This is a genomic window from Pantoea sp. JGM49 (assembly GCF_018257655.1).
Taxonomy (GTDB): Bacteria; Pseudomonadota; Gammaproteobacteria; order Enterobacterales; family Enterobacteriaceae; genus Pantoea; species Pantoea communis.
Genome location: NZ_JAERJM010000013.1, coordinates 155759 through 180903, shown reverse-complemented (window position 1 = coordinate 180903; position 25145 = coordinate 155759). Strand labels below are relative to the sequence as shown.

At 53.5% G+C, this 25145-nt stretch carries 23 protein-coding genes; 10 read left to right on the top strand and 13 right to left on the bottom strand.

Annotated features, from left to right (window positions below; translation table 11 throughout):
* Positions 1-177: 177 nt before the first annotated feature.
* Positions 178-462, bottom strand: a complete 285-nt coding sequence (locus JK231_RS20760; protein ID WP_034826266.1) for a DUF1435 domain-containing protein — start codon at positions 460-462, stop codon at positions 178-180.
* 229 nt (positions 463-691) lie between these two features.
* On the opposite strand from JK231_RS20760, the gene JK231_RS20755 reads away from it, so the two are divergent.
* From JK231_RS20755 to JK231_RS20745, 3 genes are all read left to right on the top strand, one after another.
* Positions 692-1786 (top strand): diguanylate cyclase, encoded by a 1095-nt coding sequence (locus JK231_RS20755; RefSeq protein WP_034826268.1) that lies wholly within the window; start codon positions 692-694, stop codon positions 1784-1786.
* A 149-nt stretch (positions 1787-1935) separates the two neighbouring features.
* The gene (gene fhuF / locus JK231_RS20750; protein ID WP_211729373.1) at positions 1936-2730 is read left to right on the top strand and encodes a siderophore-iron reductase FhuF; all 795 of its coding nucleotides are present in this window, start codon (positions 1936-1938) and stop codon (positions 2728-2730) included.
* Between the two features lie 95 nt (positions 2731-2825).
* Complete coding sequence (locus JK231_RS20745; protein WP_034826269.1) at positions 2826-3290, top strand: YbaK/EbsC family protein; 465 nt, start codon at positions 2826-2828, stop codon at positions 3288-3290.
* On the opposite strand, the gene JK231_RS20740 is transcribed toward JK231_RS20745, so the two are convergent.
* The 4 genes from JK231_RS20740 to JK231_RS20725 form a co-directional block, all read right to left on the bottom strand.
* Positions 3287-4540, bottom strand: coding sequence for an MFS transporter (locus JK231_RS20740; RefSeq protein WP_182057222.1), 1254 nt, complete (start codon positions 4538-4540; stop codon positions 3287-3289). The two genes, JK231_RS20745 and JK231_RS20740, sit on opposite strands and share 4 nt — an antisense overlap.
* A 253-nt stretch (positions 4541-4793) precedes the next feature.
* Positions 4794-5777 (bottom strand): nucleoside hydrolase, encoded by a 984-nt coding sequence (locus tag JK231_RS20735; RefSeq protein ID WP_160868542.1) that lies wholly within the window; start codon positions 5775-5777, stop codon positions 4794-4796.
* A 12-nt stretch (positions 5778-5789) separates the two neighbouring features.
* On the bottom strand, positions 5790-6812 hold the full coding sequence (locus tag JK231_RS20730) for a LacI family DNA-binding transcriptional regulator (protein ID WP_211729372.1): 1023 nt from the start codon (positions 6810-6812) through the stop codon (positions 5790-5792).
* A gap of 77 nt (positions 6813-6889) precedes the next feature.
* Positions 6890-8284 (bottom strand): MFS transporter, encoded by a 1395-nt coding sequence (locus JK231_RS20725; protein WP_211729371.1) that lies wholly within the window; start codon positions 8282-8284, stop codon positions 6890-6892.
* Positions 8285-8865: 581 nt separating this feature from the next.
* Between JK231_RS20725 and JK231_RS20720 the strand changes: the two genes are divergently transcribed.
* Entirely contained in the window at positions 8866-9420 is a 555-nt protein-coding gene (locus tag JK231_RS20720) for a histidine phosphatase family protein (protein WP_097118285.1), read from the top strand.
* A 70-nt stretch (positions 9421-9490) separates the two neighbouring features.
* On the opposite strand, the gene JK231_RS20715 is transcribed toward JK231_RS20720, so the two are convergent.
* Positions 9491-10441: a WD40 repeat domain-containing protein gene (locus tag JK231_RS20715; RefSeq protein ID WP_211729370.1), complete on the bottom strand. Its 951-nt coding sequence runs from the start codon at positions 10439-10441 to the stop codon at positions 9491-9493.
* A 416-nt stretch (positions 10442-10857) separates the two neighbouring features.
* Here JK231_RS20715 and JK231_RS20710 point away from each other — a divergent pair, with 416 nt between their 5' ends.
* Positions 10858-11871 carry a capsular polysaccharide synthesis protein gene (locus JK231_RS20710; RefSeq protein ID WP_211729369.1) on the top strand — a complete coding sequence of 338 codons (1014 nt, stop codon included), beginning with the start codon at positions 10858-10860 and terminating at the stop codon, positions 11869-11871.
* Here the strand turns inward: JK231_RS20710 and JK231_RS20705 are convergent.
* Complete coding sequence (locus JK231_RS20705) at positions 11845-12768, bottom strand: LysR family transcriptional regulator (protein WP_045832974.1); 924 nt, start codon at positions 12766-12768, stop codon at positions 11845-11847. The genes JK231_RS20710 and JK231_RS20705 overlap by 27 nt on opposite strands.
* Positions 12769-12888: 120 nt before the next feature.
* Here JK231_RS20705 and JK231_RS20700 point away from each other — a divergent pair, with 120 nt between their 5' ends.
* From JK231_RS20700 to JK231_RS20690, 3 genes are all read left to right on the top strand, one after another.
* On the top strand, positions 12889-13278 hold the full coding sequence (locus JK231_RS20700) for a tautomerase family protein (RefSeq protein ID WP_034826287.1): 390 nt from the start codon (positions 12889-12891) through the stop codon (positions 13276-13278).
* A gap of 212 nt (positions 13279-13490) precedes the next feature.
* A complete protein-coding gene (gene opgB, locus JK231_RS20695; RefSeq protein WP_211729368.1) occupies positions 13491-15782 on the top strand; it encodes a phosphatidylglycerol--membrane-oligosaccharide glycerophosphotransferase in 2292 nt (763 codons plus the stop codon).
* A gap of 199 nt (positions 15783-15981) precedes the next feature.
* Positions 15982-16641, top strand: coding sequence for a hypothetical protein (locus JK231_RS20690; RefSeq protein WP_211729367.1), 660 nt, complete (start codon positions 15982-15984; stop codon positions 16639-16641).
* A gap of 32 nt (positions 16642-16673) precedes the next feature.
* Here JK231_RS20690 and JK231_RS20685 read toward each other — a convergent pair whose 3' ends face one another.
* On the bottom strand, positions 16674-17378 hold the full coding sequence (locus JK231_RS20685) for a GNAT family protein (RefSeq protein ID WP_211729366.1): 705 nt from the start codon (positions 17376-17378) through the stop codon (positions 16674-16676).
* Between the two features lie 106 nt (positions 17379-17484).
* Here JK231_RS20685 and JK231_RS20680 point away from each other — a divergent pair, with 106 nt between their 5' ends.
* Positions 17485-18936 (top strand): PLP-dependent aminotransferase family protein, encoded by a 1452-nt coding sequence (locus JK231_RS20680; protein WP_097118279.1) that lies wholly within the window; start codon positions 17485-17487, stop codon positions 18934-18936.
* A 30-nt stretch (positions 18937-18966) separates the two neighbouring features.
* On the opposite strand, the gene JK231_RS20675 is transcribed toward JK231_RS20680, so the two are convergent.
* The 4 genes from JK231_RS20675 to JK231_RS20660 form a co-directional block, all read right to left on the bottom strand.
* Complete coding sequence (locus tag JK231_RS20675; RefSeq protein ID WP_034826295.1) at positions 18967-19461, bottom strand: RcnB family protein; 495 nt, start codon at positions 19459-19461, stop codon at positions 18967-18969.
* A 160-nt stretch (positions 19462-19621) separates the two neighbouring features.
* Complete coding sequence (locus JK231_RS20670; RefSeq protein WP_211729365.1) at positions 19622-20800, bottom strand: serine hydrolase domain-containing protein; 1179 nt, start codon at positions 20798-20800, stop codon at positions 19622-19624.
* 147 nt (positions 20801-20947) lie between these two features.
* On the bottom strand, positions 20948-21730 hold the full coding sequence (locus tag JK231_RS20665) for a MetQ/NlpA family ABC transporter substrate-binding protein (protein ID WP_211729364.1): 783 nt from the start codon (positions 21728-21730) through the stop codon (positions 20948-20950).
* 18 nt (positions 21731-21748) lie between these two features.
* Positions 21749-22765 carry an isopenicillin N synthase family oxygenase gene (locus JK231_RS20660; protein ID WP_211729363.1) on the bottom strand — a complete coding sequence of 339 codons (1017 nt, stop codon included), beginning with the start codon at positions 22763-22765 and terminating at the stop codon, positions 21749-21751.
* A gap of 208 nt (positions 22766-22973) precedes the next feature.
* Between JK231_RS20660 and JK231_RS20655 the strand changes: the two genes are divergently transcribed.
* The gene (locus JK231_RS20655; RefSeq protein WP_097118276.1) at positions 22974-23651 is read left to right on the top strand and encodes a YecA family protein; all 678 of its coding nucleotides are present in this window, start codon (positions 22974-22976) and stop codon (positions 23649-23651) included.
* Positions 23652-23788: 137 nt separating this feature from the next.
* Here the strand turns inward: JK231_RS20655 and JK231_RS20650 are convergent, their stop codons facing one another.
* Positions 23789-24838: a DUF1176 domain-containing protein gene (locus JK231_RS20650; protein ID WP_097118275.1), complete on the bottom strand. Its 1050-nt coding sequence runs from the start codon at positions 24836-24838 to the stop codon at positions 23789-23791.
* Between the last annotated feature and the right edge of the window lie 307 nt (positions 24839-25145).

Sequence of the window (25145 nt, the reverse complement as noted above, 5' to 3'; positions counted from 1 at the left end):
CGGAATTGGTAGACGCGCTAGCTTCAGGTGTTAGTGTTCTTACGGACGTGAGGGTTCAAGTCCCTCCCTTCGCACCACGTTGTCTTACTTTCCTGGCAGTCAATTCCCAATGTTGAATTAAACCAAAAAAATCACGCGCTAAGCGTGTTTTGTCGTTTCTGCCGTTCGAAAACGGCATCAAATAATGTGGAAGTTCACCGTAACGGCCGCAGCGCCCCCGGCCAATGCCAGGCAAGAAGGCAGCAGCAGATAGTGACGCAGACGATGATGGAACAGCATCACTACCGTCAGCAACAGTGCCACAATCATCACCACGCGCCACTGGCTGAAACTCGGCTCCCACAGCGCGAAAATCGGTAAAGCCGCACAGGGCAATAAAACTCCCCAACCGCTGTCTAGCCGCTTACCCATCATCCAGCTCACGCCCCATAAGCCGCAGGCAGCCATCATCGCCATGATCATCGCGCAACCCTCAAATGATAAATATTCGTATTATCATATGACAATATTTCTCATCTTGCAGCGAATTTTTTATCGCGGGATGCGTTGGATGACAGATTTACTGGAAAATGCTAAATTGCCGCCGATAACTATTTCGATAACACGTCAATAACGTGCTCACTATCCGATTTGCGGGAGTATTTCCCACGGGTAGCGCTTTGATATTTCAGGGCTGTAAAGAGTAATAATAATGAAATTACAATCTTATGATGAGTTGAAACACAGCAAATATCGGCTTTCGCTGATGCTCTTTTTGTTTTTAAATGTCGCCGTTTCGCTTTTTTGCCTGTTACCTTTTTTAGGCACAGATAGCCCGGTAAGCTCGCTGCCAGTAGGGATCGTCGCGGCTTTCAGCCTGACATTACTGACCGTTTGTCTGATGATGCCAAAACGGAAATTACCGCTATTAAATCCTGTTGCCATGATATTAGGTGCGCTCTGGGCATGGCACATTAACCACAGGTATCATCAGGTTTTTTATTTTGATGGCAGCTTTTTAATAATCAGCTTGTTAAGCGTATTTTTTGTCAGTGCCATTGCGCTCAGTGATTATTTGATCGCATTTTGTTTACACATTACGCCCCCCGTATTAACCGTATTGTTATTAGATGATGGTCAGCATTTAATGATGATCATTTTTACGATCACGCTGCCGTTGATTGGTTTCTCGCTGCATCATTTAATGCGCCGCCGCTTTGATACTTTTACCCGACGACTGGTTAGCCAGCTATATGAGGAAAAAGAGAGTTTTAGCGATTTGAGTATGCTGGATCCGCTCACTGGTTTGTATAACCGCCGTGGCCTGAAAAATCGCCTCGACACCATCCTGGAAAACCACGCGGGCAGTCATTACGTACTGCTGCTGGATATTGACCACTTCAAAGCCTACAACGACAACTACGGTCATGCGATGGGCGATCAGGCGCTGGCGCGGGTATCGGTTGCCATTCGTGATGCCGTGCGTTCACGCGATGTGGTAACACGGTATGGCGGTGAAGAGTTTCTGGTGCTGATGACCAACGTTAATGCCTCGATTGCGATGAAGCTGGCGGAGCGCATTCGTCAGTACGTAGTGGACCTCGAAATCCCGCATCGCTTTAATGAAAAGGTCTCCACTCATGTCACCATCAGTGCCGGGATCGCGCCTATTTTTGGCGATGAGTTTGACCAGGCGGTGGCAAATGCTGACCGCGCATTATACGTCGCGAAAAATCAGGGGCGTAACACCATACTCGCCTGGGAAGATTTGCCGAGGCTGACGCAAGTCAGTAATGACCTGATGTAACCGGTAGATGAGCGAAGCCATTTATCACGGAGCGGCATCGGATCCTGATAAGTGGCGCCATCCCCCTTCTTCGCTTGATGACATCTTGTTCGCATTGACAGTAACGATTATCATTTGTCTCACGATTCCCGTTATCACTCAGGACCGGCATGACCATCATTACGCGTCAGGATCATCGCTTTAGCGACCATCCTCTGATCTTTATGCAGAGCGACCGCAGCTTAGCGAGCGCACTGGAAGATCTGATGCGTGAGCAACGAAGCTACATGCTGGATAACGTCAAACTCGGCCAGGCCGCTCCCGCAGGGACCTTGACGCTGGCCGAGTGGTCCACTCCGCTGCACTATCGTCGCCTGACACAGCGCTATAGCGATTATCTCTATCGCAATCACCCTGATGTGCAACAGGAAGCCAAACCGCTGCAGTCACTTTGGGCACAATGGTATTTTGGCTTGCTGTTGCCCCCGCTGATGCTGATGTTGCTGCAGGAGCCGCGGGCATTGAAGTGCGCACCCCATCTGATTCATGTGGAATTTCATAAAAACGGCCATCCCTGTGCTTTCTGGATTGATGTGCAAGAAGATGAAGAGGCGCGTTACCTGAGTGCACAGCAGCGCATTGACCGCCTGATTCAGCAATGCCTGATCCCGGCTGTCAACGGCATGACGCAGCACGGTGATATCAACGCCAAACTCATCTGGAACAACATGGGTTATTCGTTTTACTGGTTCCTCGGTGAACTGAAAGGCCAGTTATCCGCGCCCGTCATCACTCAGCTGGAACAGGCATTGTTCTTCACCCAGACGCTGCTGGATGGCAGCGACAATCCGCTTTATCGCACCATGATCCCGCGTCATGGCGAGATGGAACGTCGCAGTTGCTGCCAGCGCTATCGCATTCCGGACGTGGAACGCTGTGGTAACTGCACGTTAAAAGTGGTTTAACCTGCGCGCATTCTGTTACAGATTCTCTTTTTATCCCGTTTACACTTTTCCCCCCTTATGGCAGCTTTTAGGCTCTGTTTTTACCGGAGAAAAAAATGAGCCTGGAGTCGGTACGGCACTTCTTTGCCGAACATGCACCGGATATCGACATCATCGAGATGCCGGAAAGCACCGCCACGGTAGAACTGGCCGCACGCGTCCATGGCGTGATGCCGGGGCAAATCGCCAAAACCCTGTCGTTGAAAGTGAAGGATGCCATTGTGCTGATCGTCACGCGCGGTGATGCCCGCCTCGACAACCGCAAGCTGAAAGCCGCACTCGGCGCTAAGGCCCGCATGTTGAGTGTCGATGAGGTGGTGAACTGGACCGGACACCCGGTAGGCGGCGTCTGCCCCTTTGGACTGGAAAATCCGCTGACCGTTTATTGTGATGTGACCCTGCGCGGTTTTGATGAAGTGCTGCCCGCGGCAGGTTCGATTCACAGTGCAGTGCGCATTTCGCCGCAGCGCATGGCTGAGCTGACTGCGGCGAAATGGGTCGACGTCTGCGAGGCGCTTTAACGCTGTTCGCGCGCCACGGCACCGGATATTTCAATACCCCGCGTCTCTCGCCCGAAGGCGACAAACACGCAAATCAGCACCGCCACCGTACCGGCAACGATTGCCATCCCCAGGCCGTAGTTGCCGCCGTGAGCCTCGGCAATGCGTGACTGCAAGGTCGCATTGACCGAGGCAATCAGATTACCCAACTGATAAACAAAGCCCGGCAGTACCGCACGTGCATTCGCAGGCACCAGTTCGGTAAGATAGGTCGGCACCACGCCCCACGCGCCCTGCACCATAAACTGCATCAGGAACGCGCCGATGCCAATCATCCAGGATCCGCTGGAGAACGCCCACAGCGGCAACACCGGCAGCGCAAGGAAGGAGGCAAGGATAATCGCTTTCTTACGGCCAATGCGTTCTGACAACGCACCAAAGGTAATCCCGCCCAGCATCGCCGCAATGTTGTAGCTGATGGCGATGATGCTCACGGTGTGCGGATCAAACTGATGCTGCACTTTCAGGAAAGTCGGATAGAGATCCTGGGTGCCATGGCTAAAGAAGTTAAAGCACGCCATCAGCAGCACCATGTAGATGCAGATTTTCCAGTGCTGACGAATAATCGGCAGCAGCGCCGTGCTCTCTTTACGCTCGCGTGCAGCCAGCCAGACCGGGGATTCCGGCACTTTAAAATAGATAAATGGCAGCAGCAGAATCGGCAATGCGCCAATCAGGAACATGCCGCGCCAGCCTACCGACTCGAAAAACAGCCCAAAAATGATCGAGGCCAGCAAGTAGCCACAAGGGTAGCCCGCCTGGAAGATGCCGGACATCAGCCCACGCGAGCGATCCGGAATGGTTTCCATTGCCAGTGACGATGCCACGCCCCAGATGCCGCCCATCGCCACGCCGTAAATCACGCGGAAGGCGAGGAAGGCGGTGAAGTTCGGTGACCATGCAGAGAGCAGCTCAAACAGTGAGAACATCACGATATTGAGCATCAGAATCGGGCGGCGGCCATACTTCTCAGCCAGACGGCCAAAAATCAGCGCGCCAATTGGTCGAACCGCCAGCGTGAGCATAATGGCAACAGAAACATCGGAGACGCTGGTGTTGAAATACTGGGCAAGATCGCTGAGTACAAACACCAGGATAAAGAAGTCGAACGCATCCAGCGTCCAGCTGGCGAAACTGGCAAACGCCACGTTTCGCTGGGTCGCAGTCCAGTTGAACATAGGGGTATCCTGTCTGATTAGCTTCCGGTTCATTGACCAGAATTTATTGGAACGTTATCCGGCGAATGATTTCGCTGGTTATTATTGTGTTAACTATTTGTATATAGCATGTCAGAAAGGGGGGCTGCGGCGGGGAATTGTCAGGGAGTGATTCGCGGTGTAAGGAAGCGTGTCATCGAGTGAAACATTGCACCGCCGTACAGCAGTGCCATCTGAAAGGGCAAATTCCTGGCGGTATGGCAGGAAGACGGGTGCGGCTCAGTGTGCCGCACCCATCTATGGGCATTCAGCGCTGCAGTTGATTAAACGCCTTCTCAATCATCTCCAGCAGCAACGGATTGTTGACGTTCTGCATCACGTGCACCAATGCCCCGGTCTGCTCCGGCACGCCAATGTCCAGGCGCAGTGGCGACCGATACCGCCAGCTCTTGCCGCGCGTTGCGCCAGCGCGTAACTCAATATCGACAAAGTAATCCACCCCATCCGCCACGCGCTGATTCAATAGCCAGGCAATCACCAGCGCATCGTGGATCCAGCAGCCTGGCAGATGGCGGGTGCGAATCGAGTAATCAATCCACGGGCGCAACGTTTCACGGACAAATTGCGGTAACGGATGATCGTTGGTCGTCAGACGATTAAGATCCTGATGGGTCATCAATGTTTGTGTCGTGGCGTCCATCGGCACCAGCGTGATGGCTGCACCGCTGTGCAGCACCTGATGCGCCGCTTCGGGATCCAGACCAAAGTTGGTGTCTTTGATGTAATCATCTAAAGCGAACACACCGCCCATAATCACAATTTCTGCCACGGATTCAGCCATCTGTGGATAACGCTGCAACGCCTGCGCCACGTTAGTCAGCGGACCGATCGCCACCAGAGTAAATTCGCCGGGATTATCGCAAATCAGCTGGCCCATCACACCTGCGGCATCATTGCCATCTGCCGCGAGCAACTGCGGCTTACGCACGCCCCGCCACAGTTCAGCGAGGTTCGCATCCTTGACGCCATCGAGGCGTGCGCGCCAGGGGGCGGGGTCTTCGCGGAGTGCCTGCAACGCGCCCTGCACTACGGGAATATTCAGCCCTAATCGCTGGAGTAAATCTTTGGCAACCTGCGCCCCTACCGCACTCGGCGTATTGCCAGTGACGGTGGTGATCAGTTCAACCGACAGCGAAGGTGATGCCAACGCCAGTGCCAGCGCCAGGCCGTCATCGGTGTTCGCCCCTGCAATTCCATTTCCCGGATCACAATCAATAATCAGTCTTTTCATAATGTTATAGGTTTATTTTTTTTGAGTAAGCAGGCAGCCACAGGACTCACCGATTTCAAGATAGTGAGGGAACTCTGCCAGTTGGGCTTCGCCATCCCCATTTTTCAGCATGGCGATAGCGCTGCGTGCCATTTCCCGCAGCGGTTGACGTACGGTCGTCAATGTCGGGACATGGAACGCGGATTGATCGGTGCCGTTAAAGCACACCAGGGCGACATCCTGCGGCACGCGCAAACCGTGTTCAGAGAGCGCACGGATACAGCCAATCGCCTGGCCCTCATTGCTGGTAAACAGCGCGCGCGGCACCTGTCCGCTGGCAATCATACGTTTTGTAGCGTCATAGCCGCCTTGTCGCGAGTAGCTGGCAGGGAAAATCAGGGCTTCATCTGCCTGCAGGCCTTTCTCTGCCATGGCATCGCGCCAGCCCTGAATACGATCCTGGGCATTCAACATCTCCAGCGGACCGCTGATCATGCCAACCTGTTGATAACCGTGGCTGAGCAGATGTTCAGTCACCTGACGCGAGGCCTCGCGCTCATTGACCCGCAACATGCTCACGCCAGGACGGGGGGCAACGCGATCCAGCATCACCAGCGGTGTGCCACTGGCCTGAATCACATCAATGTATGGGTGGCGATCGACACTGGTATAAAACAGGCCATCCACCTGACGATTCAGCAAGCCCTGAATCAGTTCCAGCTCACGCTTGCGATCATCTCCGGCATCCCCCAGCAGCATCACGTGGCCGTGATCCAGCGACTCCTGCAGCAGCATATGCGCCATCGAAGCCACGAAGGGGTTGCTGATATTCGGCACCACCAGGCCAAAGGTTTTGGTGCTGCCGGATGCCAATGCTCGCGCCACCGCATTCGGTCGATAGCCCGTCTGTTTAATTGCTTCCAGCACGCGCAGCCGCGTGGCTTCCGCCACCGGGCGCGGTCCGTTGTTAATCACGTAGCTCACCACTGCCACTGAGGTGCCGGCGGCTTTCGCCACATCGCTACGTGTTACATTTCCGCCTGGGGATTTCGCCAATGCTCTTGCCTCTGCATGAATGCCATTGGCCGGAATAACCGGCCAATGGCACTGTTTCACTTACAGCGTGTTGCGCGTCAGATCGCATCTTCCGGTAGATTCAGATCGCGCCCACGCGTTTCCGGTGCCACAAACGTGGTCAGAAAACCGATGGTCGCCATCGCCGAGAAGTACACGGCAATCGCCCACCAGTGTCCGGTGAACGATAACAGCGCCGCAGCCACCAAAGGTGCTGTCCCTCCAGAAAGGATAGACCCCAGCTCTTTTGCCACCGCCATCTTGGTGTAACGGTGTTTGACACCAAACATTTCCACACCCCACGCGGCCTGCACCCCAAAAATACCGAGCGAGGCCAGCGCCATGCCTACGACCATCACCGGGATCACAATCGCCGGGTCACGGCTGTCCATCAGGCTGAATGCCGGCCAGGCGTAAATCATCAGCAGCAGACAGAAACCACGATAGGTGATACGGCGGCCAAAGCGGTCAGACATCCAACCGGCAAACGGAATAATCAGGAAACCCAGCAGCGAGGCAATAAACACCGCCGTCGTTGGCACCGACTTATCGAGCATTAGCACTTTCGCGACATAACCGACGATAAAGCCCTGCGCCAGATAAGAAGGACCGTTTTCGCCGATACGTAAGCCGACCATCGTCCAGAACGCACGGCTGCGCTGCCAGAAACTGCGGGTATCAATCTCGGCGGCGGCATGCTGCAATGTGGCGCTACGCTCTGCCTGCAGTTGCGCCTGCTGGCGCTCAAACACCGGGGTTTCACGCAGATGGCGACGCAGCCACAACGCGACCACGGCAATCAGCACGCTGCTGAGGAACGGAATACGCCAGCCCCAATCCAGCAGGGTTTGTTTATCCATCTGAATCACCGCCAGCCATACCAGCGAAGCGATCAGCGTGCCACTATTCGAGCCGAGGGCAATCACGGAAGAGACCAGACCGCGACGCGCAACCGGGGCATATTCGCCCAGCATCACGGTGCCACCAGACAGTTCCGCACCGGCGCCCAACCCTTGGGTAAAGCGCAACAGCACCAGACAAGCGGGTGCCCAGACGCCGATCGTGGCGTAAGAAGGGATGAGACCAATCAAGGTTGTCGATGCGCCCATCAGGATGATGGTGGCGATCATCACGGTCTTGCGACCTTTGCGGTCACCGATCCAGCCAAACAGCAGCGCACCAATTGGACGTGCAATAAACCCGACGGACCAGGTGGCAAAACTGGAGAGCAGCGCCATAGCGGGTGTGGCATTGGGGAAAAACACATCGCCAAAGATGATGCCTGCTGCCAGGCCATAGAGTGCGAAATCCGCATACTCCATTGCCGTGCCGAGCCAGCAAGAGAAGGTGGCGCGCCAGAAATCTTTGCGGCCAGAAGAGGTTTCCAGCCGCATGTCAGCAGCTGAAGAGGTGCTCAGTGAAGTTTGTTGCGAAACGGACTGATGTACCGTCATGACCTTTTCCCTGAAATAGGTGAAAACAGCAAACGCCCTTCCGTGGGACGGTTCCCTTGCAACAAGCGGAACTCCCCGGTGAAGACGTTCAGTAGGCAAACCTGGATGAAAGTCAAAAGAACTCCCTGGTGTTGGAATTCACTCATTCGCCTGTTCTCGTCGATGTTTTTTTCATCGATCGCATTAATAAGGCAAATGTAACCACGTCATCTCAAGGCCAACTTTGTCTCTGGCACCGTGAGTTATCACTGTGGACACAGTCTATCTACGCGCGTAGATAAATCAAGTGATAAAAGTGAAAATAATTAATTTATCTTCACTATAGCTCGGGATTAGAAAGCAAAAATGGCGTTAATTCATAACATTACAGCTCATTCAAACCAACAGCAGCGCATTAACCTCAATGCAATTAACGAGCGTTGCTTATCATTAGCTGAGTTGTGGCTGATCCTTCATCGCGCTTTTTTTCGCACAAATCAGTTAAGCTTTAATGACAATTGCGAATTAATCTTAAAACCCTTTCGCCAGTGCGGTTCAGCTATCACCTGCATTACACTGGGTAAAAATCACACAGGGCGCCTATGACCATCATCCTCATGCGACACGGTAAACCTGACCATCCGGTCAGCGGGCGCTTTACTGCGCGAGCGCTGGCCGACTGGTGTGAAGGCTATGACCTGGCCGACATTTGCGACTCGCCGCCGCCGCGCAGTATGGCCATCGCTCGAATGGCCCGCGTGATCGCCTCCAGCCCGCTACCCCGCGCGCGTTCATCGCTCACGCGTCTCGGCCTGCAACCGCATGAGGTGGATGAGGTTTTCAGTGAAGTGGCCATGCCGCTGCTGCCGTTCGAACGCCTGCACCTGCCGCTGACTGTTTGGCTCGCTCTTTTGCGCCTGTTATGGTTATGCGGTTACGCCGGGCATGTGGAATCGTTGACTCATGCCCGAGCACGGGCGCGTCAGGCGGCAGATAAGTTGGTCACGTTATCAAAACAGGGAACGGTGTTACTGGTGGGGCACGGCATCATGAACAAAATGATCGCCCGGGAATTGCGTAAACGCGGCTGGCAGGCGGAAAAACATGCCAGCAGCCGCCACTGGAGCAGCGCGATTTACCACCGCCCGTTTATTTAACCCTGTTACGTCCAATCAAACGTCGCGATCAGGTGCCTGACGAACGTTGCCACAAGGAGATCCCCCGCAGTCAGTTCAACTGGAAGTAACTCAGCACCTCACAGCCTTTTCCGACGTTCGGGGTCGCTATCACTTTCATTTGCAGCAAATCAATCACGCTTAATGATCCATCGCCTTCATTGGCAATCAACAGCGTTCGATTATCAGCACTAAAACAGCCATCCATCGGTTTGTTGCCGACCGGAACATCCCCCAACGGATTGAGTAAATCATCAAACAGTGTGATGAGCGGCTCCTGATCGCCAATTGCTACCAATCGCTCACCGTTGGCGCTAAAACGTACCACCTGGCAGGGCTGTTGATGGGCCGTGAGTTTAATGCGCTGGCGAATACGATGGCTTTGGCGATCGACCACATACAGTAACGGCGCGTCGGCCGCGCTAGCGACCAGATAAGGATGCTTCGGCGAGGCCGCGATACCGGAGATCGGCCCCGGCAGCAGAATGTTGTCAATGATGCGCCCTTCTGCCTCGCACAGATCCACCACCGTGATGCTGGCGTCTTCTTCGTTCTCTGTGAACAATTTACGCCCGCTGGGTGAGAGCGTCAGACGATGCGCATTGTGCGATGGCAGCTTAATCATTTTTTCCAACCTATCGGTAACGGGATCGATGACTGCCACGGCCGCACTGTTTTCACAGCAGAGGTAGACTTTGCCATCGCGGCCCAATTGGCCACTGTGGGGCGACTGCAACGGAGATAAGTCGATAAAACCGCTGATCTGGCGTTTGCGTAGATCGATCACCGCCACTTTGTGACCGGGGTGGGGATTGTCTCCATGAATGCCATCACCATAGATCGGCACATAGGCTTTATCTTGCTCAGGCAACATCAGTAGCTCATGCGGACGCGGCGGAAACGCATTCAGCTCCTGTTGCACGGCAAAGGTGTCGGGATCGAGAAACAGAACCCGATTCCCCTGCTTATCGACCGCCAGTAATCCACGGTTGTGTGGCTGCATAGTGCCTCCTTTGTGTTAACCACCTCGTCTAAGCGTAGTTAACCTGCATCAGGAAGGGGCAAATCCCTGCCAGGCCAGCGAAAAATGTAGCCGCTTTAAACCATTTGAATGCGGGGATTTTTTATCTAAGCCGCAGCCAGCGCCAAGGCCAAGTTATTTTATTAGGAATAGTCCTAATGATGATTAATTATAAAATCAGTCGGCCATTCAATTATTTCCGGGAAATTTTACCCTTAACGGATCCTTCATTTTCCGTTTTATCTGAAAGAAAAAAAAAGTCATAGCCTCTAAGGCCAGAATGCTTTATTAAGCTGATGTGAGTACTTTTTACACACAGCCGTGAGGAAACATAAGAGCGCATAAGCTGCCAGCATCAGGGAATCCTTGCCACCATAATCACAATAATCAGGTGCACCATGAATAAAAAACGTCTCCAGCCAGCGCTCGCGCTCTGGCAGAACTGGAAAAGAATCGCTTTTACCAGCCAGACATTACTGCAGAAAAAACAGCATACTGCGCTCTGCGCGCCGGAGTACGATCCTCGCGAAGAGGACAATATCGTGTTGTTTTCTGGCGAAAAGTCGCTGCCAGAAATACCGAAAAAAGTGTGGATGTATTGGGATAATGAATATTTACCGAAATCCATGATGTTAAATATTCAAAAGCTGCGCAAAGATAATCCTGATCACGATATCTATTTGCTCAATCGATTAACGGTAAAAGAAGTTTTACCTGATTTTATTTTCACCTCAACATTATTAAGCGAACAGCAAAAAAGCGAAGTCATTCGTCTGGAACTGCTGTTGCGCTACGGCGGTATTGCCATTGATTGCAGAACGCTGTTATTTGAAGATCTCTCATGGGTACATCGTGCTCATCAAGAGCGCTGCATGGATGTGATTGGTTATTATCGTGAAAACTCCACCGTCAATTATCTGGCGCCAGTGATTGAAAACTGGTTTCTGGCGGCGGCTCCGAATAACCCGTTTATTCGTGAATGGCAGAAGCAATACGCACCCATCAAACATCTGGGTGAGCAGAATTATTTCAACGAGCTCAACAAGCGCGATGACTTTTCACTCCTGACCCAGAAAATTGATCAACCTCAGCAGCAGTTGGGTTCACTGGCACAACAGGCGGCGATGCGGGAATATCGTCGGGTGAATCTCTATCTGCGCAAGTGTGAAGCCAACGCTTACTATTATCAGCGTTTGAGCGGCTGGAAAAGCGAGGCGTTTGCACATGCCATCCTGTTCAACCAGCGTCCTATGACACCACCACCGGTGATTAAGCTCAGCGGTAACGAACAGATGCACCTCGACTTCAACCTGCGTTTAGGCAATTACAACCGCAGCAGCCTGCTGGGTGAGATGATGCAGCCGCATGCGGCGATGGCGTTGGCTTCACCCATCAACAAAGCGCGCGCGTAGCCAGTGGATAAAGGTGGTCACCGCCCGTGGCACCTGTGCCGCATACGGGCGTACCACCCACAGCCGATCGGCAAAAGCATCCACGGTTTGCCACTGCGGCAGAACCTGTTGCAACGTGCCTGCTGCCAGCGCCGCCGCGGCGCTGAAATCGGGCAGCATGGCAATGCCCAGCCCTTGCAACGCGGCATCGCGGATTGATTCGCTGTTATTGGTGGCAAAATTACCCTGAATTTTCACCTGCACGGATTCACTGCCGCCACTCACCGGGCGGAAACGCCATTGTGGCGATTCCAGACCACGCGGGTAGTAGAGGCAGTTATGTTGCTGCAACGATTCTGGCACCTGAGGCACACCGTTTTGCGCCAGATAAGCCGGCGAGGCCACTAACAGCGCGCGCGTCTCACACAGCGGCAACGCCACATGGGTTTCGGGCAATGTCTGGCTGTGGCGGATGGCGAGATCAAATCCTTCACTGCCTAACGACACTAAGCGATCGGTAACATCCAACTGCAGCCGCACCTGCGGATACTCTCGCAAAAAATCACCGATAATCGGCACCAGCTGCTGACGTGCAAATGCCACCGGCGCGCTGACACGCACCAGGCCGCGAACTGGCCCGGCTTCATCACGTACGCTGAAAAAGCTTTGAGCGATGCGCGCGAAAGGATCGCGCAACTCATCCACCAGCTTCTCGCCCGCCGAGGTCAGACGCACGCTGCGCGTGGTGCGCTGCACCAGTGACACCCCCGCCATCTCTTCCAACTCTTTAATCTTTTGGCTCATGGCCGCTTTGCTGACATCTAATCGTTCAGCTGCACGAGTAAAACTGCCCAGTTCAGCCAGCACCGTTAGCCAGTGCAAATGCACCCAGAGCGCATCAGTTTTGATTTCTTTCATATGGATTGTTCAAAATAATAAATAATCATTTCAACCAGCGCGCTTTTTCTTTCCTGCAGCAAGCGGCAGCATAAAGCCACATCCTACTCTTATCTTGTGAGCAAAAACGAGGGTTTATTTATGCCGTTACTGACTTTTGATGTGATTCAGGGCCGTTCTGAATCAGAAATTCGTACCTTGCTGGACGCCGCGCACCGCGCGGTATTAACCGCGTTCAAAGTACCCGCGCGGGATCGCTATCAGATTGTTCATGAGAATAAACGCTATCAAATGGTGTTTCAGGATACTGGGCTGGGTTTCGAGCGGACCGATAACCTGGTGATGGTGCGCGTGTACACCAGCCCAAGAAGCGAAGAACAGAAAACGCTCTTCATGGCAGAGTTAGCGCGCGAGTTGCAGGAAAATTGTGGCGTGCAGGGCAACGATCTGATGATCAGTTTTATCACTAACAGCAAAGGCGACTGGAGCTTTGCCGACGGCGAAGCGCAGTATCTGACTGGTAAGCTCTAATCCCTCCTCGCCCCTCGCTGGCAGCGACGCGCGCGTTGCTGCCAGGTCAAACCATAGTCAATATAAACCTGCCTTAAACGGATCGGAACCCGCCGCACAATTCTGTGTGGTTATGTTGCAGCACTGTGACAGCCCATATAAATTGACGCATAACCCCCAAAGAGGGCCGAGGGCGCAGGGATGGCGTCACTAATTTATGTGAGGATCAAACCTTGTCCGAGTTGGTTTCGGTTGTACTCTTTTTAGCGGCAATCGCCGTTTACTCCTGTAAAGCCGGGCGAAATAAATTTTGGTTTATCCTGATCTTAGTGCTGCTCACGCTGTTTATCGTGCTCAATGCCACGCTGTTTGCCAGCAACTATTTTACCGGCGATGGCATCACCGATGCGGTGCTGTATACCCTGACCAACAGCCTGACAGGTGCCGGCGTCAGTAAATATGTGGTGCCCGCCATTGGATTAATCATTGGCCTGTTTTTGCTGTTTTGCCTACTTTCCTGGCTGCTACGCCGCCGTAGACGGCCGCATCATTTAGGCTGGAGTTTACTGGCTATCGCCTGCGCGGCAGGTTCGGTGCAAACCACACCTGCTTTTCGTCAGGTGAAAGATCTTATTGCCTCGCACTCACGTCTGGCCGACTCTGATTTCGATAACTATTATAAGACGCCCAATAAAACCATTCCCGAACCCAAACTTAACCTGGTGTACATCTACGGTGAGAGCCTTGAACGCACCTATTTTGATCAAGATGCTTTCCCCGGACTCGCGCCGGAACTGAGTCGCGAAAAAGACCAGAGCATCGATTTCAGTGAAACCGAACAGTTGCCAGGCACCGATTACACCATCGCGGGGATGGTGGCTTCGCAATGCGGTATTCCCCTGTTTGCGCCTTTTGATGGCAACGCCTCGGCCTCGCTTTCCAGCTTCTACCCACAGAATATTTGCCTCGGCGATATCCTGAAGAACTCCGGTTATGAAAACTGGTTTATTCAGGGCGCGGATTTACGCTTTGCGGGCAAGGACACCTTCCTGCTGTCACACGGCTTTTCGCCCGCACATATGTATGGTTCAGAAGAGTTAAAGAGCCGGGTTGCCGATCCTGGCTACCGCAACAACTGGGGTTTTTACGATGACACGGTGATGGACGAAGTGTTTGAGAAGTATGAAGAACTTTCACGTCAGCAAAAGCGTTTTGCCTTATTTACCCTGACGGTGGACACCCATCATCCTGACGGCTTTATCTCGCGCAGCTGTCAGCGTAAAAGTTACAGCTACGATGGAAAACCCAATCAATCCTTCAGCGCTGTGGCATGCTCACAAGAGCATGTCGCGCGTTTGATTGCGCGTATCAAAGCGTCGCCATGGTTTAAAAACACCATCATCGTGGTCAGTTCGGATCATCTGGCCATGAATAACACTGCGCATCAGTATCTGATTAAGCAGCCGCGCCGCGATCTGTTTATGGTGATTCGTGGTGACGAGCCACAGGCGGAAGTGCTGGATGGCAAACGCAGCACCCTGGATAACGGTGCGACGGTGCTGGATATTCTGGGTGGTGATAAGGCAATTGGACTCGGCCGCAGCGGCCTCTCTTCAACATCTTTATCGGCTCAGTTTGAAGACATGGCGCAGAAGGTGACGGCATGGAAAGCCGATATCATTCAGCTGTGGAAATTCCCCAGTAAGATGGATGTCTTCACCATCGATCAGCCCAAAAACACCTTCAGCTTCTCGGGATCAACCTTCAAATTGCCGATTCTGTTCCGCGTCGGGCAGGATCGCGTCGAGCCACTGCCAGAAGGCGAATATTCTGCTCCACTGCGCTACCAGCTCGCGGACTTTACCGCCTCGGATAAATTCGTCTGGGTCGATCGCTGCTTCAAGATGGGCCGCTTATGGCAGCCTGATTTGGCCCTCTCTACCGATCTCTGTGTCGCCATGGGCCAGATGGGCGCAAAACCGACGGTAACGCGCATCGATAAACCGCAGTGGAAGGGCAAAGCGCAATTCCCGAAAGTCGAGGTGAGTGCCGCGACTTATCAACTTAACGAGCAGCAGATTCGCGTGGAAGATAATGCGATTCGCTATAACGCCGACAGCTTCCTGCTGACCGTGCCTGGCGCCCCCACTGGCGTGAAAGGTTTCACCGGGATTTCACGGCCCGAGAGCTGGGGAAGATGGTCGAATGCCAATCTGGCACCGGAAGTGAACATCGAATATGTCGATCCGTTGCCCGCCCGTTTTGATCTGGTGATCACCGCACGCGCCTATGGCCCTAATGCGCATCGGCCCATCCCGGTGCGCGTCGGTGATGAGGAGCAGAGACTGAATCTCGGTGATGAATTCTCTACCACCACGCTGCACTTCAGTAACCCCAACGGCAGCCACAATTTGGTTATCGCACCGCCGGAGCCCCAGCCCTCCAACGATGGCAACATCACGGGCCAGGACCCGCGTAAATTGGGTATCGGTATGGTAGAGATAAAAATAATTCCACAGCCGTAACGCGAACTATTTCTTTCACAAACCAAGGCCTGCCTGTGCGCAGGCCTTTTTATTAGCCATTCACGTTACTCATTGTAAGCATTGATTTTTTCCGAGGTAGCGCGCAAAATCCATATTGTCACATTGAGAAACTATCACCCTCTGGATACGCTTGCTTCTTCATGGAACGACACCAGAGGAAATAAGGATGATATTGACAATGCTTAACACTCATAAAGCCTATAAAGCCTTGCAGGACGCGGGCGTTGCGGACAAGCAGGCCGAAGTCATGGTGGATATTTTTGCTGACATGCAGCAAGAAAATGCCTTAACCAAATTCGACTTGTCGCAAGCAACGGAAATCTTAGTACGAGAACAAAGAGCGACTAATCAGCGCATTGATTCTCTTGAAGGGCGTGTTGACAAGTTCGAAACGGAGGTCAATCAGCGATTTGACAAAATCGATGCAAGGTTTGACAAAATCGATGTGAAATTTGAAAAGATCGATGAAAGATTCGACAAAATCGATGTGAAATTTGAAAAGATCGATGAAAGATTCGACAAAATCGATGTGAAATTTCAAAAGATCGATGAAAGATTCGACAAAATCGATATGAAATTTGAAAAGATCGATGAAAGATTTGAAAAGATCGATGCAAAATTTGAAAAAATAGATGAAAAGTTTGAAATGATCGACCAGCGGTTTGAGAAAATCGATGAAAAACTCAGCCAGCACGATGCTAAATTTAACGAATTAGATCAACGCATGCAGATTGGTTTTACCGAGCTAAAACAAGACAATGTCTGGATGAGACGCATAATGTTCACTATCGCCACCACAATGATCGCGTTTACCACCAAATATCTGTTAAGCAACTGAGCCGGGTATCCCGCCCGGCTGTCAACATGCTATTAACACTGCGCCTGCAACTTTGCGCGCTGCGTTCCATCCTCATTGAAATTGTCTGCTGCCAGCCAGCGCTCAAAGGCCTGTTTCAACTGCGGCCACTCTCCATCAATAATGGAGAACCAGCAGGTGTCACGGCTGCGGCCTTTGTACACGATTGCCTGACGAAAAGTGCCTTCAAATTGGAAACCTAACCGCAATGCTGCCTGGCGTGAGGGCTGGTTGCAGCTATCGCACTTCCATTCGTAGCGACGATAACCCAATTGCTCCAGTGCGTAGCGCATCAACAAATAGTGCGCTTCCGTTGCCATACGGGTTTGCTTGAGCAGCGGCGAAAAAGCCACATGCCCGATTTCGATTGAACCGTGCGTGGTATCGATGCGCATCAGCGCCAACGTTCCGACGGCACGCTGAGTCTGCAGGTCAATCACCGCGAAATGCATCGGATCGCGACCCTGCTCGATCTTGCTGGCATAGGCCAGATAAGCATCCTCATCGGTGAAAGGCTCAGCAAACATATAGGTCCAGTCACGCCCGTCGCTGGCCTGCGCATAGGCAGCATAGAGTTCGCGGCCATGGCGTTCAGCACTGAGTGGTTCCAGTCGGCAGTAGTGGCCGGTAAAGGTCTCATAAGCGGGCCAACTGCGCGATTGCCACTCTGGCAAAGGTGCGCCTACCGGTTGTCCGTACTGGTTAGTGTGTTGCGTCATCGCTCTATTCCTTTGTCAGAGAATACCTGTTGCACAGCGTGCCAGTTCGCTGGCATGTTAAAAAGCACCACATTCAGTGAAATTTATGGATCCACGAAGAATCATAATGAATGAGAGTGAATTGCACAGCCTGCTACTGGCACCGTTACTTCCCGAGGGCGCACTTACGCTACAGCAGCAGCTGTTACAACGCATTAAACAAGCCATTCTGACAGGCGCACTCTCCGCAGGAACGCCTTTGCCCTCAACACGTCAACTGGCTGCCGACCTTAAGGTGTCACGCAATACCGTAACCGGCGTCTGGGCACAGCTTCAGGCCGAAGGCTTTTTGATTAGCGATCGTCAGGGCAGCCGCATCAGTCCTTTCGCGCAACCGCCATCCTCCCCTAATCACGACGTCAGCGCCAGTGACCTTCTGTTACCGCCAAGAGTGGCGCAGCTTCGCTCCAACCACCGCCCCCTAAGCCAGGAGATGGCGCTGCGGCCCGGTGTTCCCGCGCTGGCACACTTCCCGCTGGCCCAGTGGCGACGAACGCTTAATCGCGTGATGCAGCATCAGCCACAGCAGCTCCTCGGCTACGGTGATCCGCTCGGCGAGCCTGCTCTGCGTGCCGCACTGGCCCAACATCTGGCACTGGCGCGCGGCGTCCGCTGCACACCGGAGCAAATCGTCATTACCGAAGGCGCGCAGCAGGCGCTGACGTTGTGCGTGTCTCTTCTAAGCCAGCGCGGCGACATAGGTTGGGTGGAAGAGCCGGGCTATCGCGGAGCAAAAGCCGCCATGCGCCTTGGGGATATGCGCGTTGAGCCTATTCAGGTGGATGCACAAGGCCTGGCTCCGCAAACCCGTGACTGGCAACAGCGCCCGCCGCGGCTGATCTACAACACCCCAACTCATCAATATCCTACAGGCGTGGTGATGAGCGCGCCTCGTCGTATGGCTCTTCTCGCCACAGCGCGCCAACATCAGTCATGGATTATAGAAGACGACTACGACAGTGATTTCCGTTACAGCGGCGAACCGATCGCTGCGATGCAAGGCATGATGCAGCCATCATCGGTGATTTATGTGGGATCGTTCAGTAAAACGCTGTTTCCGGCACTTCGCATTGGATTTATGGTGCTGCCGCCCCAGCTATTGGCCCTGTTACGTCCGGCCTTGCATGAGTTACTGCGCGGGGGAAATCGCCCCGAACAGCAAGCGCTGGCCCAGTTTATTCACAGCGGGGACTACAGCCGTCATCTGAGCAAAATGCGTCGCCTCTATCGGCAGCGTCAAACCAGCTTGCGCGAAGCACTGTTGCTAACCCTGGGGACGCAGACGTCGTTGCTGGGCGGCGAGTGCGGCATGCATCTGGTATTGCGCCTGGCTGATACACAACAAGATGCAGAAGTGGTGGAGAGGCTGATGGCCAGCGGCTATGCGCCCGGTGCACTGTCGGGGTTTTATCTGGGAGAGGAAAAGCAACAAGGGTTGGTGCTCGGGTATGGCAACAGCAGTACCAGTCAAATCATTGCCGGCGTCGCGCGCATCGCGCAATGTCTGGACGTGAAGTAGCGGCGGCCTGATAGCCGCCGCGACAAAGGATTAACCTTTGAAGAAGATGTCGCCAGATTTACCCATCACAATCTTGCCGCTGTCGTCGGTGATCAGGATGTAGTTGGCATTGATATAAGCCCAGTGTGTACCAGGCTGCGGTGCTGGCAGGTGGCGTGGCTGCCACTCCACAATGGTGTACTGCTTTTTACGATACTCATCGGGTACCACATCACCGACTTTGTACTCTTTGTAGTCGATAATGATGGTATTCAGATCGTAATTATTTTGCCCGGCAGGGGCATCTTGCATCCCGTTCTGCGATGGGCGAATCGGTGCCACATCACCGCTGGATTCGGCTGGTTCATTGCTGGCCGGGGCATCCACTGCCGGAGCCTGAGTTTGTGCGTCGGGTGCGGTCTGCTGCACCTGAGGTGGCGGTGGTACGTTATCCGTTTGCTCGCCTTCAGCCAGTGCGGCTGGAGTCAGGCTCAAAGCGCCCAGAAAAATTCCTGCAGAAAGAAGGGTGACGTGTGTCCTGCGCATTGGTGATTTCCACTCTGGTTAATTATTAACTGTCCAATCTACTGACAAGTGCAGCACGCACAAGGTTCCCCCGGCGCGTTTTGCGCGTCAAATTTCGCTGCACAGCATACCTCAGCAAAAGCGACTTTTGGCGCAGTAAAATTGCAAGCAACCATGTTCGCTACTCTGCCTGATTCTTCTGTGCCAGATCCATCAACAGAGCAATACCCAGATAGTTGCTCCAGTTAAAGGCGTTCTGCAGCACCACAATGGCATTGCCATTTTGCTTATCAAATCCGATAAAGCTGGAGTAACCGCCAATGTAACCCACCTGGTAAGTGATTTTCTGATCACCATAGGTGTCTGTTACCCAGGCAATATTCTGAGACTGATTGCCATGTTGCTCGTAACCGTGATTGACCTGCGCAAAAGCCGCATTGATGGGTGCGCTGGCGTCATTGTGCAGATGCGCATCCAGATAGCGGATTAAATCACGTGCGTTGCTATACAAACTGGCGGCGGCCACCATGTTATTGCTGAATGCCCAATCCGGCGTCAACTCACCACGCGGAATCAGCTTTGGCTGGTCGCCCGCATGGCCCAGCGCACGCATCGGATAGCCACGCAGGCTTTGTGGTTTGAAGCTGCTGCTGGTCATGCCCAGGGGTTGGAACAGATTGCGTTGCGCCAGGCTTTCGATGCCCTGATGCAGACGATGCTTCAGAATATAGCCGAGCAGCGCATAGCCCAGATTGGAGTACTGCGCCGCGGGTTTTGCTGGTGCGTCAAAATCAGCCAGATAGCTCAGCACTGCATCGCTATCGAGGTTGCCGTAAAAATTCTCACCGCTGCGCAGATACGCCATAAATTTCATAAACATCGGTAAATCCATATCCTGACGCGGCAAGCCAGAGGTGTGCGTGACCAGTTGCAGCAGCGTGATGCGTTTTGCATCTTCACTGAGCGGCACCTCCGGCGGCAGCAGCGTAGCAAGCGTATCCTTCCAGCGCAGCTCACCGCGATCCACCAGCTCAATGATCACCTCCGCCGTTATGCCTTTGCTGAGCGATCCAAGCGCAAACAACGTATCGGGTGTGATCGGATAACGGTGTACCGCATCAGTGACGCCAAAACTATAAAACTGCGCAGGCTGGCGCTGATGGATAATTGCAATGCTGATGCCCGACACCTGCTTTTGCTGCATGTAATGCCGCACGATGTCATCGACGTTTTCATTGAAGGTCGCATGGGAGAGATAGACTTTATCGCCGACCGGCGCAGAAGTTTGTGACAGCGTGCCACAGGCGTTCAATAGCAAACTGAAGCACAACAGCAGCGATCGCGGAATGATGCAGCGCATCACCGATTATTCCTGGTGAAAGTTTTCATAGCAATTGATTTATAAGATATTTTTTATTTTTAGCAAAAAGTGCGATGGGTGTTTGTGGCGAAATATAACACAGAAGAGGTGAATCGCCACCTGCCAGAAACAGGTGGCGAGGCGGGATTATGGGTTGACCGGAATCACCGAACCTTGATAGTGCTGGTTGATAAATTCAGCAGTTTGCTTTGACTCCAGATCTTTGGCTAATTCGAGAATCCGCGGATCATGGGCCAGTTTTGGCGTCGTCACCAGCACGTTCGCATACGGATTATCTTTTGGCTGCTCCAGCGCCAGCGCATCTTTCGATGGCACTAACCCCGCCTGCAACGCGTAGTTACCGTTAATGATCGCCAGTTGCGCATCATCCAGTGCACGCGGCAGCTGTGGCGCTTCGATTTCAATGATCTTGAGGTGATGCGGATTGTCACTGATGTCTGCCGTCGTCACCAGTGAACTGGCGTTGCTGCCCTTGAGCTTAATCAGACCGCTATCCTGCAGCAGATACAGCGCACGGCTGAGGTTCGTGACATTATTGGGCACCGCGACCTGCGCGCCATCAGGCAGATCTTTCAGGGATTTCACTTTATGCGAGTAAATACCCAACGGCTCAATATGCACCGTCGCCACCACTGCAAATTTCTCCCCCAACGCTTTTTCTTGATCGCGCAAATAAGGCACATGCTGGAAGTAGTTTGCATCCACATCGCCGCGCGCTAACAGTTCATTGGCGTTAAGATTTCCGTTGAGCTCAATCACCTTCAGATCGAGCTTTTTATCGGTTTGTTTGATGTGGTTGAGGATTTCGCTGTGCGGCACCGGATCGGCCGCCACACGCAAGGCAGCTGCCGAAGCATAAGTGCTGAATACCGAGAGCAGTACCAGGGTTGCTATCACCTTTTTAGTCATGTGCTTTCCTTACTTTTATTATGATTGAACCGTGTTCTGGGCGTCGGCGTAGTAACGCGCTGCCACGTCGCGATGCGATCGCAAACGCCCTTTGAGATAGTTCCAGCCCACTTCACGCAGCAAGGGATTGGCGGGATCGCTGGTCGGCCCGTGCGCTTCTGCCGCCAGCTGCGGCGGTAATTGATAAATCGGCACTTCGGCATCCAGCTGTGCACCGAGGAAAAAGGCGATGGAAACACGCTCTTTGCGTGCAGGTGGCGATACCACACGGTGAACCGTGGCACGCAGATAACCATTGGTCGCAATCTCCAGCAATTCGCCGATATTCACCACAAATGCGCCCGGTTTCGGCAATGCATCCACCCAGTGACCCGGCATCACTTCAACCTGTAAGCCGGGCTGCTCATCCTGTAGCAGAAACGTCAGGAAGCCTGAATCTTTGTGCGCGCCGACGCCCTGCTGGCTGGCATCGCTGGCCTGGCCGGGATAACGAATCAGTTTCACATGCTCGTTGGGATGCGTGCCGTACAGTGCATCAAATGCATCTGGCGGCAGCGACAACGATTTGGCAAACGCACGCAACAGGCGCAGTGCAATCCCGGTCATCGCCTGCTGCCAGGCGTGGATCACTGGCCTGAGTTGCGGCAGCGTCTCTGGCCATAGATTTGGCCCCTGCAGACGCTTCCAGGCGGGATCGCCCGCTTGTAACGCTAACGCCACACGTTCCGCGCCAATATCAAACTGCTCGCGCTGGTCGCGTTGCTCACGGGTATATTCCACGCCAGCCCGGTTGTAGCCGCGGAAATGCGGTGAGTGGATCATCGAGACACGCTGCTTCTCCTCATCCGGCAGGGCAAAAAACGCCTGGGTGATGCTTTGCACGTTCTGCAGCAACTGTGGATTGATGCCATGATTGATCAGGTAGAAAAAACCGACATCGCGCGCCGTGGTGCGCAGTTCGGCGAGATAAGGCGACTGATCAGCATCCGGGAGTTCCAGCAGTGCCAAATCCAGCACCGGCAATGTTTCTGCCATACAATTTGGTCCTTAACGCAGTAAAGTTCTGCGTTTACGCTGCCACTCGCGTTCCATTCCAGCCAATACTGTTGCGCAATATGTTATGGCGAATGATTTTTAGGAAAGCTTCAGCAATCTATATGCAAAAAGCGGTAAATCCGTGCCGCTTACCGCTATAATCGCGCCGTCAAAATTTTGCCTACCCGCACCGCACAGGAGATGCCGTATGAACCAAGGCCCGTTAACCGAGAAAGAACTGAACTGGCTGGAAGATATGCTGGAGAAATACGGCAATGAACAGTCGGTGGTGGATACTTCCGAGCTGGATGGCATGCTGACGGCTCTGCTCTCCGGCCCGAACGATATCGAACCGAGTGAGTGGCTGGTGGCGCTGTGGGGCGACAAGAAACACATTCCCAAATGGGCCAACGAGCGTGAAATGGATCGCTTTATAGCGCTGATTTTCCAGCACTTCAACGACATTGCTGAGCGTCTGGCTGATTTTCCGGATCAGTTTGATCCCCTGTTTGGCATGCAGGAGATGGAAGGTCAGGAGTTCACTGTGGTGGAAGACTGGTGTTATGGCTATCTGCGCGGCGTAGCGTTAGATCAAGATTGGGATCAACTGCCTGAAAGCCTGCAACCGGCGATGGCCGCCATCACGCTGCACGGCAGTGAAGCGGAATTGGCAAAGCGTGAAGCGTTCTCGCCAGAGGAGTTTGAGGCCAGCATTGACGCCATTCGCCCGGCGGCGCTGGAGTTGCATGAATACTGGCAGGAACAGCGCATGGCACAGCCCGATCCGGAACCCCAACTGCCACACTTCGCGGGCGAGAAAACCGGCCGTAACGATCCCTGCCCGTGCGGCAGCGGCAAGAAGTACAAGCAGTGTTGCGGTAAATAACGCCTCATCACCGTGAGAGGGCGCCAGGTCGCGCCCTCTACTCAATCTACTTTCAATGCTGCAACTTCACTGAACCCAACTCAGGGCGTGTAGGGCGATTAGGCCCTTGTGCCGGCTTCACAAAATCTCACAACGCATTAAGAGGCGGGCTTCACCTCAGTGACCAGGGTCGGCAATTGCCATGCACCGCCAGCGCGAATCGCACGACACATGCCGGTGGTAGCATCACTGCTCTGCACGAAATCCTTGCCATCCCATACCCAGGCCGCTGTACTCCAGCAGTCGCCAATACCGCGGCCTTTCTGCGCCTCGGAAATCACGCCCTGGCTGTAATCGGAACCGGAATCGGTGATCAGCTGCGGTTTACCCTGAAATGCACGATCCATCAGCCAATAGCCATAGCCTTCGTTATAGGCACCGCGCCAGCACAGCGCGGCAATCAGCACATGCGTATCATCCACTGGCGTTAACGTGAGCGGCTCAGCGCCCTCTTCAGGTTGATCATCCGTAGGGTCCAGATTATCGCAGCTGTCGTCATCGGTCAGCGAAGCAATCAGCTTCGGCTTGAGCAACGCCAGTTCATCCGCACTCAACGGACGAGGCGCGGCTTTCTCAACTTTGACCTGCTGAATCACCGGCATTGCGACCGCCGCAGGAACACTGTTTTCAGGCTTATTGCCCTTGCGCACCAGCGCGCCAGGCGTACTCAGACGACCCTGTGCATCGTCCATCTTCAGCAGCGTGGCAAAGGCACCATTGCTGGAAAGCTCGAACGGCTCTTCGCCGCCGCGAAACTCCACTTTGCTACTGCCTTTGATGGCATTAATCAGCGCCAGCGTTTGCGCATCGGTCAGCGTCCACTCATCGTTCTCGACTTTGGTGACCTCGCCCTGCGCGTGATCATCAATCCACAGCGCCAGTGCATCCACTTGCCTGGAGTCATCATCGCCAGTATCGGCCAGCACCACGCGTCCATGGGTCGGTGCATTGGGCCCGCCCTCACGTGTGAGCAGGACTGAACCACCCGCGCCCTCTTCAGCGCTGTAACCCGCAGCGCGGCAGGTTAAGGTATTGTCGCAGGCGAGTTCCCAGTCTTTATGGCTGAAGGAGACGCCATCTTCATCTGCCAGCAATGGCACGCTCAAACTGGTGAGCAGCGCGAACGCCAGCAGCAATCGGGTTTTCATGCCATCACTCCATAACGGTAAAGGTGGCTAGTGTGATGATTTTTAGTGCGCGGGAGAAGTGAATTTTTTGCGCTGATAGGTTTTCCATGATCCTGCGTGATAATGACGCCACACCAGTGAATCGGATGCCCCGCAAGAAAATAAAACTCACTATTTCCTCTTTTTTTTTTAATAAGTGAACGGCAACTGGCGCGCTGATATTAGAGCAGAAAAGGAGTCTGAAGTGGCATGACCGCTGGGTTGATGGAAACATCGGCGTTAACGTCTCACGTAATGAGCCACATTGGCTTGAGTGGAACGCGTTATT